Source organism: Chryseobacterium angstadtii, assembly GCF_001045465.1.
GTDB lineage: Bacteria > Bacteroidota > Bacteroidia > Flavobacteriales > Weeksellaceae > Chryseobacterium > Chryseobacterium angstadtii.
Map to the genome: position 1 here is coordinate 484,469 of NZ_LFND01000007.1, position 15,494 is coordinate 499,962.

At 35.6% G+C, this 15,494-nt stretch carries 11 protein-coding genes and 1 tRNA gene; 7 read left to right on the plus strand and 5 right to left on the minus strand.

The window, feature by feature from the left end; translation table 11 throughout:
• Window positions 1-519 precede the first annotated feature (519 nt).
• Window positions 520-2,247, plus strand: coding sequence for a tetratricopeptide repeat protein (locus ACM46_RS20985; protein ID WP_048508617.1), 1,728 nt, complete (start codon window positions 520-522; stop codon window positions 2,245-2,247).
• Window positions 2,248-2,401: 154 nt separating this feature from the next.
• Here ACM46_RS20985 and ACM46_RS20990 read toward each other — a convergent pair whose 3' ends face one another.
• Complete coding sequence (locus ACM46_RS20990) at window positions 2,402-4,888, minus strand: AsmA family protein (protein ID WP_048508618.1); 2,487 nt, start codon at window positions 4,886-4,888, stop codon at window positions 2,402-2,404.
• Between the two features lie 305 nt (window positions 4,889-5,193).
• Between ACM46_RS20990 and ACM46_RS20995 the strand changes: the two genes are divergently transcribed.
• Complete coding sequence (locus tag ACM46_RS20995) at window positions 5,194-7,647, plus strand: hypothetical protein (RefSeq protein WP_053082734.1); 2,454 nt, start codon at window positions 5,194-5,196, stop codon at window positions 7,645-7,647.
• 34 nt (window positions 7,648-7,681) lie between these two features.
• Here the strand turns inward: ACM46_RS20995 and ACM46_RS21000 are convergent.
• Window positions 7,682-7,752: transfer RNA gene (locus ACM46_RS21000), tRNA-Gln, on the minus strand.
• Window positions 7,753-7,851: 99 nt separating this feature from the next.
• Between ACM46_RS21000 and ACM46_RS21005 the strand changes: the two genes are divergently transcribed.
• From ACM46_RS21005 to ACM46_RS21020, 4 genes are all read left to right on the plus strand, one after another.
• A complete protein-coding gene (locus ACM46_RS21005; protein ID WP_048508619.1) occupies window positions 7,852-8,886 on the plus strand; it encodes an AMP-binding protein in 1,035 nt (344 codons plus the stop codon).
• 37 nt (window positions 8,887-8,923) lie between these two features.
• Window positions 8,924-9,316, plus strand: coding sequence for an alternative ribosome rescue aminoacyl-tRNA hydrolase ArfB (gene arfB, locus ACM46_RS21010; RefSeq protein ID WP_048508620.1), 393 nt, complete (start codon window positions 8,924-8,926; stop codon window positions 9,314-9,316).
• Window positions 9,317-9,712: 396 nt separating this feature from the next.
• Entirely contained in the window at window positions 9,713-10,093 is a 381-nt protein-coding gene (locus ACM46_RS21015; RefSeq protein ID WP_048508621.1) for a GreA/GreB family elongation factor, read from the plus strand.
• 177 nt (window positions 10,094-10,270) lie between these two features.
• Complete coding sequence (locus ACM46_RS21020; protein ID WP_048508622.1) at window positions 10,271-11,245, plus strand: deoxyhypusine synthase family protein; 975 nt, start codon at window positions 10,271-10,273, stop codon at window positions 11,243-11,245.
• A 243-nt stretch (window positions 11,246-11,488) separates the two neighbouring features.
• Here ACM46_RS21020 and ACM46_RS23535 read toward each other — a convergent pair whose 3' ends face one another.
• Entirely contained in the window at window positions 11,489-11,635 is a 147-nt protein-coding gene (locus tag ACM46_RS23535) for a hypothetical protein (RefSeq protein ID WP_173426505.1), read from the minus strand.
• Between the two features lie 109 nt (window positions 11,636-11,744).
• On the opposite strand from ACM46_RS23535, the gene ACM46_RS21030 reads away from it, so the two are divergent.
• Window positions 11,745-12,041: an MGMT family protein gene (locus ACM46_RS21030; protein WP_048508624.1), complete on the plus strand. Its 297-nt coding sequence runs from the start codon at window positions 11,745-11,747 to the stop codon at window positions 12,039-12,041.
• Window positions 12,042-12,353: 312 nt separating this feature from the next.
• Here ACM46_RS21030 and ACM46_RS21035 read toward each other — a convergent pair whose 3' ends face one another.
• Together ACM46_RS21035 and htpG are read right to left on the minus strand one after the other, a co-directional pair.
• Window positions 12,354-12,734 carry a helix-turn-helix transcriptional regulator gene (locus tag ACM46_RS21035; RefSeq protein ID WP_048508659.1) on the minus strand — a complete coding sequence of 127 codons (381 nt, stop codon included), beginning with the start codon at window positions 12,732-12,734 and terminating at the stop codon, window positions 12,354-12,356.
• 347 nt (window positions 12,735-13,081) lie between these two features.
• The gene (htpG, locus tag ACM46_RS21040; RefSeq protein WP_048508660.1) at window positions 13,082-14,974 is read right to left on the minus strand and encodes a molecular chaperone HtpG; all 1,893 of its coding nucleotides are present in this window, start codon (window positions 14,972-14,974) and stop codon (window positions 13,082-13,084) included.
• Window positions 14,975-15,494 lie beyond the last annotated feature (520 nt).

The following is a 15,494-nucleotide window of genomic DNA, read 5'->3' on the forward strand; positions in this document are numbered from 1 at the left end:
TTTGTCTAAAATGAGTCTTTGAAAATTTTAGATTAATAAAATTCTGTTTTTTTAGATTTGTTGCCCAAAAATATTTATGAACAGCTGTAAAACAATAAATTTTTATATTAATTAGTATTAATTCTATTGTTTTATTTAAAGGTAAAATATTAATTAATAAATAATATAGTGTTGATTTTTAAGTGATTGCGTTTTTTGATGTATTAATTCTGTTATTGTCCATAAATTACATTAATCATATTGTTGATTTCGGGGATGAAATAAGGGGCAAAATACTATTGTGCTGATTTATAATCTGTTATTTTTTTTAGGGTACTTATTTCAATAAAGAGCATTAATTATTATTAACTATATACGCATTTTTTAGAGTAAAATATTAATTTTCCATCATAGATTTGTTTGATTACTAATGTGTTAACCTTTTTGTATTATTAATTTTAACACTAAATGCTATTTATACTAAATCACTATTGTAATTAATTATTTATTTGTAAAATTGCTATCACAACGTAATTTTTGATGAAAAGAATAAGATCTATTTTTCTTTTCTTTCTGTTTTCTATACTTTCTTGCATCAATCCTAAAAAAGAAAATGATTACTTTTTTGCTATAGGCAAAGAGATGACTCATGATATAAGAAATAATCCGGAAGAGATAAAAAGGTTAGCCAACAGAGAGTACGAAAAATATAAAAAAAGTGGGGATATAAAATACTTCATCAGCAGTAAGCAGGTGGGGCTGGTGCTTTATAGTAAAGACAAACAAAAGCAGATCCCTCTGTTTTTTGAACTTATGAAACTTAATAACGGCAGATTCGACTATATTAGTATGATCTGCAATAACAATCTGGCTGCCTATTTTGAAAAAACGGCTCCGGATTGGGCTTTGAAGTACGTTAATGCTGCTATAGAGGCCAGCGAAAATATGGAAGAAAAATATTCATTGGAACATCTTTATCATTTTAAAGGAAGAGTATTGTACAATGAAGGAAAGTATCACGATGCCATGATCCTTTTTCAGAAAGCTCTTGAAATCTTCAAGGAAAGAAATGAAACACTGTATATCGCTTCCATGTATAATAATTTTGGAGCCTGTTATGATAAGCTGAACCAGCTGCAGTCTGCCATTACCGAAACGGAAAAAGCCATTCAGCTTCTTGGAAACAAACCCAATCTCAATAATAATGAGAAAACTTTTCTGAATTACATGAAAGAGGGGCTTGCGCAGTATTATATGAAGGAAGGAAATTATAGAAAAGCCGAAGAACTGCTGCTGTCCGAATTTACATTCTCGATTCCCAATAAAAGCTATGGAATGACGATCAGCTCTTCCAAATGTTTACTGTCAATATATGAAAGCCAAATCATCAATCCTGAAGCAAAGAAGGAAATTATTCAGTCATTGGAAAAGATAGAGCCGAAAGTGCATTCCATTGAAAATGAAATTGGGCTTAACGGTATTCTCCAGGATTACTATTTAAAAACAGATAATACTCCGGGTCTGAAAAAAGTTTCCCTGCGTCTTTTAGAACTCTGTAAAAGGCATGAAACCAGGAACAGAGCTGAGATAGAAGCCAATCTGGAATTTGCTGATCAATATTTGATTAAATCTGCCAATCAGGAATCTGACTATGAAAGAAGAAAAAATATGTACTTCCTCATCGGCATGATTCTTCTGGTTGTTCTATTTTCTATCATCACTTCCCTTCTCATCAGAATGAAGAAAAGAAAAGACATCATGCACGATAAAGAAAAAGAACTCTTTGCCAAAGAAAAAATAATTTCTGAAAACGAGCGGGAGATCCTGGAAAAAAATATCCTGTTGCAGAACGAGAAAATCAACAATCTGTATCTTAATCTCAATTTAAAAACAGAAACAGAAAGAGAGTTCCTGAATAATATCAAAAAGATAAAAAAATTAAAGAATGTAGATACGGAAGAAGTGTTGAGAGATCTGCAGCTGAAAATGAATAATCTGATCATGATCGACAAAAAGAATAACGATCTGATTAATGAGAGTTCAAATGAAAACAGAAAATTCATAGAAAATCTTTCTCAGAGATATCCCGGGCTTACGGACCAGGAACTTCAGTTGTGTGTCTATTTCAAACTGGATCTTACGGCTAAAGAAGTTTCGCTCCTTGAAAAGCTCACAGTAGGAAGTATCCGCGTATACAAAACAAAGATAAAAACAAAACTGGGACTTGGAAAAGAAGATAGCCTTAGTGAAACTTTAAATAATATCTGATTTTTACTGTTTAAAATGGTGCTGAAATAAATTTATCAGCGATAAAATCCATAAAAAACCACCCTTACTAAGACTAAGGGTGGTTTGTTGGTTCACAGGGATTCTTTTTTCGGATGGAAATATATAAAAACCTACTATTCTTTTGAATTAAGTTTTAAATTAAATATTTTTTCAAACCTTCCATAATGCCCTGCCATAATGTGTTGAAAAAGCTTTTGTTGGGGTCACGCTCTTTATCCACCTCCATATGATCCGGTTCACCTTTCGAATCATTCTTTACAAAAATATTCGCGATGGCTGTCAGGATTTTTCTCTCTTTACCTGTATTTTTATTCATGAAATTCACGTGCATATCAGTGTATTTAAAATAAAAATTTCCCCCGATTTTTTTGCTGTTCCCTTTATAATCGAATTTCAGATAATTAATTTTGCCGTCAAGGCTCACATTCAGGTAAGGGCGTACAAAAAGATTGGCATTTTCTACGGAAAGATCTTTAATAGTCCCGTTAATGGCATAATCATCATGGATATTGGCCACATCAAACTGCCAGTGAACATCTGTAGGCGCATCCCCGAAAAACTTAAAATCAGAATCCACTTGTATTAAGGTGGGCTTTCCTTTCATTTTCGCACTGTTTACGTTGGCAATTTTCGCATTGAAATGATCAAAGGTAATTTTACCGGGAATCTGTGCTTTTTCTGCAATTTCTTCATAGGTTAATTTTGAATTTTTAATATCAACCTGTTTTACGTAAAGCGGAAACTTGACATCACGAAGTTTTTTGCTGAACATATAGCGCACTCCGATATCATCCGACGGTGCAAGATCATGGTAAATATTACAGTCTACACCGTCAAAAATAATATGATCGAGATCAATGCTTGTTTTACCTCCTATCACCGAGTTTTTATCCACAATATTCATGGATTTCACCTTTATCGTATACAGATCTTCCTCTACCGCAATCATTTTGTTAAACTGATTTCTGGAATACTTGGGAAGAAATGCAAAATTGCTGATCTGGGTTGTTTTTCCCGTATTTTGTATTTGATTCGCTTTTAATCTGTAATATTTTCCTGCATCCACGTCAATGGCCTTAGCGGTAATCATGTGGCTTTTTGCCTGAAACGGGATGGATTCCTTCAGCGTATTCTTGTCAGCTGTTACAGAATTTAGCTTAATATTAAAATTCCCGACTTTCATTTTTTTGATGCCTTGTTTTTCCTGGCTGAATGTTCCGTTGATAATGTTCAGAGCTCCGAGGTTGACCATCAGGTCAGGCGGCTGATTTTGAGTTTTTTTGGCAGATTTATTTTTATGGGTGGCCGCTGTAATACTGATGTCCGGAGCATATACATTAATTTCATCAAGCTTGAGTTGCAGCTGCTGTCCTACAAATTTTGACGTATTATTCAGGATTTCTATCTTCTCTGTTTTGATGTTAAAAACATCTTTTGTATTACTCTTTCCAATGCCATTGAAGCGGGCATCGCTGATGAAAATATCAGAATTGTCGGAACTTATTTTTTTAATGCTTACCGCCTGCAAAGGATCTGTCTTAAAGTAAATATTTTCAAACTCAATATGATGCGTAGAAAAGGCAAAAGGTATTTTTTCTTTCACCGTATTTTTATCAAAAACAATATCCTGAAGATTCACACGGAAATTATCTACAGAAGCCGTTTTCGTTTTATCCTGTTGCTGAATGAGAACAGAACCCTGTTGAAAATCAAGATTTTTGATGCCGATTTTCAGATTCACCTCTTTAGGATTTTCTTTCACCGTCTTTTTATGGGTGGAAGTCACGATCAGCTTCGGTTGGCTGAATATGGCATTCTGTACGATAAGAGAATCCTTGTCAATCGTAAAATTATCCGCAGTAAGCTGATTGATTTTCAGATCAAAAACATTTTTTGCATTATACAACGCAGGACTTTCAATAGGCTTCAGATGGAATTCTGAAACGCGAAGCTGCTTGTTTTTTGCATCAATTTTAGAAGCAGAAATCCTGTAAAATTCATTGACGGTAATCAGAACATCATGCGCATCAATTTTAAAATCCTTGAAGGCAACCGGAATTTTGGAAGCATCCTGACTCTGGCGGATGTCTGTAAGGTTGATATTGATATTCTTTCCTGTGAAAAGATCTTTTTTATCATTTCCTTTTACCGAAATATTCCCGTTTTGAACAAAAATATTCTCAATACCGAAATTTATTTTCTTTTGTGTGGAATCTTTTTTCTTTTTTGATCGGCCGGCAACCACTTGAATATTGGGATCAATGAGCTTAATATCATCCACCTTATAAGTTTTGTTAAAAACAGCATTCCAGATCCTGAAGTTCTCTATTTGCAGGCTTTTGACATCCCCTGAAATTTGAGTGACTGCCGGGTCCTGGGTCGGTTTTGTACCGATTGTAATGGAATTAGCCGAAATATTACCTTTTAAAAGACTAAGATCAAAATCTTCAAGACTAATCCGGTAAGGTGTTTTCTCGTTGATCAGGTCCGGTAACTTATGTTTGAGATAAATATTCAGCAGAAACGGGAAAATAAACCCTAAAAGACATAGGATTCCCAGTATTACTAATACAATTTTCTTTCTTTTTGGTTTTTTCTGACGCTCTAATTCTTTTTTCATTGTAATAGTGTTTTTGGTAGATTAGCAGTGATTTTTACAAAGCATATCCTTTTACGTTTTCAAATTTTATTCCATTAGTGATAGGTTATGATAATTTCATATGTTTAATCAGACATATTATTGAGTTAGTGTGAATATCGTAAGATTTTATCAGATATGGTAAAAATGTGGTATCTGATAAGGTAATGACGGCACTTTTTTTGCCACAGTTTATCCGGCCCATGTATCAGGCAGTCATTTTATGAGACGTATCAGGGTATAAAAAAGAAATAACTAAACTAACATCTATGAACCAAAACCACTGTATGAAAAAAATATTGTTCTTTTTTTTATTATTCGGCTATTTTAGTCTTTTCTCGCAATCAAAGATTATTGTTAAAAATTCCGGCGACCAGCTGCCCGTTTCCAATGCAACGGTTTCCTGCAACAATAAGACAATTGGTAAAACAGATGCATCAGGAATATTGAATATCAAAACAAAATGCAGAAAAGTGCAGGTTTCTGCCAACGGATTCAATGATGATGATGTTGTGGTTGATAAGGTGATGGAGGTTTTCTTAACCAAATCTGATCCCAACGTTAAAAATATTCAAGCCATCGTTTTAGAAGATAAAAGCGACCCTAGAGCATTGGAAATTCTGAGAAAAGTGAACGAAAATTATAAGCAAAATTCCCCCAAAAGCTTAGAATCTTACTCATTTAAATCCTACGAGAAAATTTCCCTGGATTTTGATGAAGACAGTATCAATGCTTATAACGCATACATCGCCAACCGCATAGATTCCCTTAAAAAATTGCCGCAACGTCCTATGAAAGCTACAGAGAAAAAAGATTCCATAGAATCTGTAAATCTGATGAAGCTTATTGGAGAAAGTAAAATTTTCCTGTGGGAAAGAGCCTCTCAAAATCTGTATTCCAGGAAATACGGAGAAAAAATAAATATCTTAGATAACAAAATTGCGGGAATAAAAGAGCCTATTTATGAATTAATGGCTTTCCGTTCGAACAGAAATCAGATCCCAAAAGAGATCCGTGAAGAAAACAGAAATTTGTACCGCTTCTTTCTGACCGATTCTATTGATATTGATGGGAGGCAGAATTATATCATCCGCTTTCGTCAGGTCAGTGATAAACAGTCTGCAAAACAGAGAAAATTCAACGGATATCTCTATGTGGATAAAGACACCTACGCTTTGAAAAAAATTGAAAGTAACAGTAAAATTAAAAGTGAAGGGAGTATTACAAGTATCTGGAAACCCGTTCAGGACAAATGGTTTCTTGTGAAAGAAAACTATAAACTGAAGATGGGTTCCACCGAGTTTGACAATGATGATAAGCAGGATAAAAACAAAACCAAAGAAGAAAAAGAAGCAGATAAAGAGAACCGGAAAAGATTCGGAAGCTACGCCTTTGTTACCGCAGATTATTTTGATTTTAAAACACCAATTGAAGAAAAACCGGAAGATTTTAAAGGATATACTATTGGTGTGAAAAATTCAGATGGAAAGCTGATAGATCAGTACCGTACCGAGAATCTCACCAATCGTGAAGAGGCAACGTATACCAAAATTGATAGTTTAAGCAGTAAGTATAAGCTCAATCAGAAAGCAAAAGCACTCGCTGGGCTTCTTAAAGGAAAAATAAAACTGGGCATGGTAGATTTTGATCTGGCCAGATTGATCGGATACAACAAATATGAGCATATAAGACTTGGAGCCGGAGCCAAACTGAATGAAAATTTTAATAAGTATATTTCTCCGGACGCTTATTTTGCCTATGGTATTTACGATAAAAAGCTTAAATATGGGGCTGGAGTAGATATCCGTACTACTTTGGAAAAAAACTCCTTCTTCAGAGTCGAATATTTTAACGATGTCATGGCGGCAGGCCGTTTTTCTGAAAACTTATGGAATTTCAGAATGAAAATAATGAATTCCGGAATTGCATTAAACAATGGTATATTTTACGGCTATGAAGGTTTCAAAGTCAGCTATGAAAATGATATTACCAATGCATTAACCATCAATGTTGCTGCGAAAAGAACTCAGGAAGAATCAAAATTTGATTATAATTTTAAAGGTTTGGGAAACAGCTTTGATATTTCATCATCATTAATCACTTTAAAATATTCACCCAACTCAAAGAATATTATGACACCCGGCGGAAAATATACTTACGAACAGAATCTTCCTGAACTTTATCTGAATTATGAACAGGGATATAAAGCGTTTGGTGGAGATTTTAATTTCAGCAGATTTGACGCATTATTCGTCCATAATTTTAAAACAAAATTAGGTGTAACAGGAGTAAGGCTGTATGGAGGTATTGTCACCGGAGACGCACCTGTCTGGAAAAATTTTACGATGAACGGTTTGGGCAACGGAAGAGGGGGACTGAATTTCAATCTTACCTCATATCTTGGTTTTGCAACAATGGAGGGCGGAAAATACTATAACGACAAGTTTGTAGGTGCTTATCTGACACACAGACTGCCGTGGTATTTCAAAAGTTTTGGAAAGAATGTATCCAGTTTTGATTTGATTTACAGAGGAACAATTGGGGATATGAAAAATCCGGAATTCCATCAGTTTGATTTTAAAAAGCTGGATCATCTCTATAATGAAGTAGGACTGGAATGGAACAATTTCCTATCATCACAGTTTAATCTGGGATTCTTTTACAGAGTAGGCTACTATAACACGCCTAAGTTTAAAGATAATTTTGCCATCCAGTTTAAATTTAAATTATTAGGGTTTTAAAAACAAAAAACCATCCTTGAAAAAGGATGGTTTGTAGACCCACAGGGATTCGAACCCCGACTGACGGTACCAAAAACCGGAGTGCTACCGTTACACTATAGGTCTGCTTTATTTTGGTGAGGCAAATTTACAGCTTTTTTCTTTAGATACAAGAAATTTTTAAAGTTTTTTTTAAATTTACATCGCTTTTTATTAGACCCAATCATGCTGATAGACTTCAATAATCTCAATATTAATAATTTATCCTTTGAGACGGATTTCGAACTTAAAATCAAAAATTTTCTCAATGAATGGTTTTCCGAAGGAGATACCGTAAACGTACAGACTTCCGGTTCTACAGGAGCACCCAAAGTTTTCGCAATCGAAAAAAAGAAAATGGTGAACTCTGCGGTGATGACATGTAATTTTCTGGGCTTAAAAGAGGGGGATAAAGCATTATTGTGCCTTCCGGTAGAATATATTTCAGGAAAGATGATGGTGGTTCGTTCTGCTGAAAGAAAGCTAAAATTGATGGTTTCAGACCCGTCTTTACATCCGGTAAAAGATTTGAAAGAAGAAATTGATTTCTGTGCAATGACGCCGCTTCAGGTAGAAAGCTCACTGGATAAACTGCATTTGATTAAAAATTTAATTATTGGAGGAGCCTCGGTTTCCGAAAGCCTGAAAGAAAAAATGGAGGGTACAGAACTGCTTTCCCGCACTTCAAACCGTATTTTTGAAACCTACGGAATGTCTGAAACCCTTTCACATATTGCACTGAAACAACTGATGCCGGAACAGGAAGATTATTTTACAGCCTTTGAAAACGTTTCTGTTACAACAGATGAAAGAGGATGTCTGAAAATATATGCTCCCAATGTGAACGCTGAAGAATTGCAGACTAATGATTTAGTTGAAATTAAAAACGGAAAGCAGTTTAAATTTCTGGGTAGGATAGATAACGTTATCAACTCAGGAGGCGCAAAAATTTTCCCTGAAACTCTGGAAGCTCTGGTAAAAAAAGAAATTCCCAACGAAGCGGTATTTCTAGGATTGGAAGATGAAAAGCTGGGACAGAAACTGATTCTGGTTTTGGAAGGAGAAGAATCTGGTGATCTGAGAAAAAAGATCCTGAGAATTCCATTTGAAAAAAACTTCCATAAGCCCAAAGAAATTGTTTTCATCGAAAAAATTCCAAGAACCCCAAACGGTAAAATAAATAGAATAGAACTCCGTAAAATAATAGCTGGAGGCTTATAATCCTTTATCTTTATTCTTTAATCTATCCATCTGTACCATGAAAGACTTTTCAAAAGAACTTAATTTTAAAACTTCCCGCAGCAGTGGAGCAGGAGGTCAGAACGTCAATAAAGTAGAAACTTCTGTGACGGTTCTTTGGTTTGTGGATGGGTCAGAATTTTTTACTGGGTACCAAAAAAACATCATTCAAACCAAATTAAAAAACAGAATCAATGCAGAAGGCTATTTGTTTTTAACCGTCTCAGAAAGCAGAACCCAGCTGATGAATAAAAATAAAGCGATTGAAAAAATAATTGAAATCGTTAATAAAGCCCTGATTGTTCCCAAAAAAAGAGTCGCAACAAAACCCTCAAAAGGACAGAAGCAGAAAAGGCTGGATACCAAAAAGAAAATCTCTGAGAAGAAGGAGAACAGGAAGTTTAAGTTTTAGAGACGGGTTGCGGGGTTCGGGTTACGGGGTGTGAGATGCGGGGTTTAAAGTGTGAGATTTGGGTTTGTGGGTGGTTCTTTCCTTATGTCGGATTTTTTGAGTATCTTAGGGGTATTAATTACTATTGATTTATGACAGCACCTATTTCTTTATTTACAGATAGCCATTCCAATGGCCTGTTGCTGTCACTGTTATATTTGCATACAGATTCTTTTCTGAAAAGTTCTAAGGACTTTATCAATTAAGCCCTGTCAGGATTCAGGGCAGGGAAAATATTCCGGTTTATTTTACGTATTATTTTTTGCAGTTTTCTACAGGATAACAGCCGTTTTGGTGACTGGTCCTGCGCTGGATCACTGGAAATCACTGCACCCGTTAATTTAAAAACAATTGAAAATGTCCAATCATATTATACTCACAACAGGAATTTATGACGCTATAAAAGATACCCTCAGAAGAAAAAAAGTAAGTCAGCCGGAAGAAAAAAGACTCGCCGAAGAACTGAGAAAAGCCAAACAGGTCCTGAGGAGAGAACTTCCTGATGATGTGGTGACGGTAGATAGAAAAGTCACCCTTAAAGACCATACCCGGAATTTTGAACATGAATATATTTTCGTAGCCACTGCAAAAGCCAAACCTGCCAAAAACAAATATTCTATTTTATCAGATATTGCTCTGGCGACAGTTGGATATAAAGTAGGAGATATGATTCAGTGGCCTTTTCAAGATGGGGAAAGAACCATTGAAATCTTGAAGGTAGAAGCCTGGGAAGGCTGATTCTGATGGTTAATACAAAAGAAAGTACAGCTCAAAACGGGCTGTACTTTTTCATAGAAATTAGAATAAAGGTCTAATTTTTAACATTTGTTAAAAAAAGATAGCCAGGCAAGAGTTTCTTTGATTACCCATGTTGCATTCCGTTTTTAAATTTTATCTTTGCAAAAATTTTAAATAATGAGCAAACCGATTTCTGAATTTATAGAGAAATATTATCTGCACTTCAATGCAGCTGCATTGGTAGATGCATCTAAAGGGTATGTTGCACATCTTAAAGATGGCGGAAAAATGATGATCACTTTGGCAGGAGCTATGTCTACTGCTGAATTGGGAAAAATTCTTGCAGAAATGATCCGTCAGGGAAAAGTTGACTTTATTTCTTGTACAGGAGCCAACCTTGAGGAAGATTTAATGAACCTTGTGGCGCACTCTCACTACGAAAGAGTTCCGCATTACAGAGATTTAACGGCCCAGGATGAGTGGGATCTATTGGAAAGAGGATTAAACAGAGTTACAGATACATGTATTCCTGAAGAAGAAGCTTTCAGAAGACTTCAGAAGCACATTGTAGATATATGGAAAGATGCAGAAGCAAAAGGTGAGCGTTATTTCCCACACGAATTCATGTACAAAATGATCCTTTCTGGGGTTCTTGAGCAGTACTACGAAATTCCGAGAGAAAACTCCTGGATGATCGCTGCAGCTGAGAAAAACCTTCCGATTGTGGTTCCGGGATGGGAAGATTCTACTATGGGTAACATCTTCGCTTCGTACTGCATCAAAGGTGAGCTTACGGCAACAACCATGAAATCAGGGATCGAGTATATGATGTACCTTGCAGACTGGTATACTAAAAATTCAGCAGGAAAAGGAGTTGGCTTCTTCCAGATTGGAGGAGGAATCGCAGGAGATTTCCCGATTTGTGTAGTACCGATGCTGTATCAGGATATGGAAATGCATGACGTTCCTTTCTGGTCTTATTTCTGCCAGATTTCTGATTCTACAACATCTTACGGATCATATTCCGGAGCGGTTCCGAACGAGAAAATTACCTGGGGTAAATTAGATATCACCACACCGAAATTCATCGTTGAAAGTGATGCTACCATCTGTGCACCATTGATGTTCTCTTACATCTTAGAAAATTCATAAGAACCGGTTTCTTATAAAAATACAAACGCTTCAATTCATTTTGGAGCGTTTTTTATTTCTCAGCTCCTCATTACAGTGTAATATCATAAATACATAAATACCTTTTACATTGTACAGAAAAATCACGGCGTGCCCCTCGCCACAGCAATTCCCAGGCCGGGTCGGGCTGCTCCGGGCTCCACTTCGTTACGGTACGCTGTACCGCTCGCTGTGCTTGCGCCCTCCATATCCCTCACGCAGAAATTACTCCAGAGAATTCACCAGAACGAAATACCTGTAAGCCAGAATTCCCTTTTCAAACTTGGTAAGGCGGTTAGGATCCTTGTTACTCAACTTGGGCAGAATTTTTTTATTGACTGTATTCAGCAGCCGGAAAAATGATTTTTTCATAACTTTATATTTTAAATGAAACATCATTGAAATATTGATCATCCAAAAATGATGCAAAAAAAGCAATAAAGATTGGTTTAGCAATTATTTTTAAGTACAACAGTTAACTATGGACGAAATTTTCAAACAACAGATTTACGAAATCACAAGGCTTATTCCGAAAGGGAGAGTTTCTTCTTATGGTGCCATAGCTAAGGCGGTAGGCTACCCGAATCATTCCCGTCATGTAGGAAAAGCGATGGGAGGGTGTCCGGAAGATGTGCCTGCCCATCGGGTGATATCCAGTTCAGGCGTATTATCCGTTCCTGAATTTCAGATCAAACTGGAAGCAGAAGGCATTACGGTTGAGAATTTAAGAATAAAAGATTTCAAAAAGCTCTTCTGGAACCCTCTTGAAGAAATTTAATCTTAACTTGAGTTCGGGATAATGTTTTCTAAAGTGAAAAGCTGAATTTAAGATGTGGAAGTACATAGTCTTATCAGAAAGGTTTGATACTATGATTCTTTATTTTTCTGTGAAAATCTGTGCCATCACTGGTTAAAAAAAATACACATTAAAAGCTTCACAGTATATGATAAAAATAAACCGCAGGAAAATCTCCGGCGGTTTCAATTAGACTTTTACGTGAAGGTGTAAATAATTAAAATGCCATGATCCTTAAAGTTCATGGCATTTTAATGTATACTGTAAAATAGCAGCGGAATAATTCTGTACCTGCTATTTTCTGCTTCTTAGTATTTTTAGTTCTTCCTTCAGTCTTTCATTTTCCTCTTTTAGCAGGGAAATATAGTCCTGAAGATTCTGGATAATAGAACCGGGGATATTATTAAACTGAGTCATAGTTCCATTTCCGGAAGAGCTGTCATTAAATATGGGATGATCATAATTAATAACGACTTTTACTTCATCATCCTCATAAATCTCTTCAACAGGCACATCCAGGAAACGGGCAATTTTATCCCATTCATCCTTAACAATCCTTACATCTCCACTTTCCTTCCTGCTGTAGTTGGATACATCAGTGGCAATAATGTCAGCTATCTGCTGTTGAGTATAGCCTTTCTGTTTTCTGATGACGCGTAGTTTTTCTTTTTGCATATCCGGCATTTTGTACAAAAATGGAAAAAAAGCACAATGTGTACAATAAAAAATAGAAAAAATATAGAGCAGGGCTTTTAGATTGAAGGAAAACTATTGGGAAAGTTTATAATATTATTGGGATCCAATCAATATGTTTATAATTTTCTTTTTAAAGTACAATGCCTCTTTGTTTTTACGCAAAGCCATCTTCATTGAGCTCAATAGCTAAATCAAGATAGTGTACAATTTTATAAACCAGTATAAACAAAAATAATTGTGCCTTTGTGTTTAACCCAACCTTTACATTCAAAAGCAAAAAAACTGCTCCCAATAAAGAGCAGTTTTTCGTTTTATGTATTATTTTATTATTTCTCCAGTTGCTTATAGCTTCTCTGAATAAAATCTGTCAGGTCTTTTCCTTTCAATAGATTCTGTGAAAGTTTTGCAAGATCCAGAGCGTATCGGATCAGGCTTTCCTTCTCCTCAGTATTTTCTGTTTTTAAAATCTGGCTTGAAAGTTCACTGTTCGAGTTCACTACAAGATTGTACATCTCAGGGAAATTTCCCATTCCAAACATTCCGCCTCCGCCAGTAGCTTGCATCTCCTTCATTCTTCTCATGAATTCAGGTTGTGTGATGGTAAACGGAGCATCGCTACTGTCAAGATCTTCAAGCTGAACTGTAAACTTAGCGTCTTTTACTGCATCTTCCACATTCTTCTTTAAAGACTCTTTTTCCGTATCATTTAATTTGGAAATAACGGGCTCATCCTTTTTAATCAGATTATTGATATGATCTGAATCCACTCTTGCAAATGAAATTTTCTCTTTGGATGTTTCCAGTTTTTGAATAACGTGCGAGATCACAGGCGAGTCCAGTAAAAGAACCTCATAACCTTTATCCTTAGCCGACTGGATGTAGCCGTGCTGCTCATCTGCATTTGTGGCATAAAGAATAACCGTATTGCCGTCTTTGTCTGTATGTAAAGGCTGAATTTTTTCAATCAGTTCATTCCATAGAAAATATTTCCCGTCTGTGGTAGGGTATAACGTGAATTTGTCTGCTTTTTCTGCAAACTTCTCTTCAGTAATGATTCCGTATTCGATAACGATTTTAATGTCATTCCACTTCTGTTCGTAATCTTCACGGTTTTCGTTGATGAGTGAAGACATTTTATCTGCTACCTTTTTAGTAATGTAAGATGAGATTTTCTTCACAGCACCATCTGCCTGAAGATAAGAACGGGAAACATTCAGCGGAATATCCGGAGAATCAATAACCCCTCTAAGCAGCATCAGAAAGTCAGGGACAATACCCTTCACTTCATCCGTTACAAATACCTGGTTCTGGTACAGCTGGATTTTATCTCTGTCAATATTTAAATTATTGCTCAGTTTTGGGAAAAATAAAACACCGGTAAGATTGAAAGGGTAATCAACATTCAGGTGAATATTAAATAAAGGTTCCTCAAACTGCATTGGATACAGTTCGTGATAGAACTTCATGTAGTCCTCATTCGTAAGCTCACTTGGAGCTATAGTCCAGGCCGGAGTTGGATTGTTGATGATATTGTCAACCTCTTCAGTTTCTGCAACAGCATCTTCAGGAGCGTCTTCCGGTAATGGAAGAGTATGGGTCTTTGTTCCGAATTTGATCGGGACAGGCATGAATTTATTATATTTTGAAAGGAGTTCACGAATTTTGCTTTCCTCTAAAAATTCTGTAGAATCTTCCGCGATGTGAAGAATAATTTCTGTTCCTCTGTCCGTCTTATCAGTTGTTTCTTCAAGGGTGAATTCCGGGCTGCCATCACAGATCCATCGTACTGCTGTTTCGTCTTTATAAGATTTTGTAAGTATTTCTACTTTTTCTGCTACCATAAATGCAGAATAGAAACCAAGACCAAAATGTCCGATGATTCCGGAATCTTTTGCAGAGTCCTTATATTTTTCAAGAAATTCCTCAGCTCCCGAAAAAGCAACCTGATTGATGTATTTTTCAACCTCTTCAGCAGTCATCCCGATTCCCTGGTCGATAATACGTAAGGTTTTCTGTTCTTTATCTATTTTAACTTCAATCTTTGGAGTTCCGTATTCCACTTTGGCTTCACCAATGCTTGTCAGATGTTTTAATTTTAAAGTAGCATCCGTTGCATTGGAGATCAGCTCCCTCAGGAATATTTCGTGGTCACTGTAAAGAAATTTTTTAATAAGTGGAAAAATATTTTCCACCGATACATTAATATTTCCTTTAGTCATAATAATTTCTGTTTTTAATTTTCTATTGATGCTCAAAAAAAATACCATCCAAAAGAATGTGACAGAATGACCGATGGTTTTTCACTAAAGAATTAAAAAGATTAAAAAGATTAAAAAGATTAAAAAGATTAAAAAGATTAAAAAGCACCTTCATTAAAATTCACTAGGAGCGGGCTTTAGCCCGCTTACTAATACCATCCATTCCCCAGGCTTTAGCCAAACCCTAAAACCTTAAAAACATAAAATCCTCCCGAATACGATAATCATATCAACATCTGTGTCAATCTGTGCCATCTGTGGTCAATAAAATTAATCTTCTTGTCAAGAATAGGTATGACTTATCCATCAGCTTATAAAGAATCAATGAAATTAATTCTATCTATCTTTCTTTCTTTCTTTCTTTCTTTTCTTCCCTTGTATTACTCTAAATAAGTTTACGCCTTTGTTTATCTTAATTCTACGTTTTAGCTGTAATGTATTCTTTGTCTAGCCTTGCGGTTATATTTATTACTATTCTTAA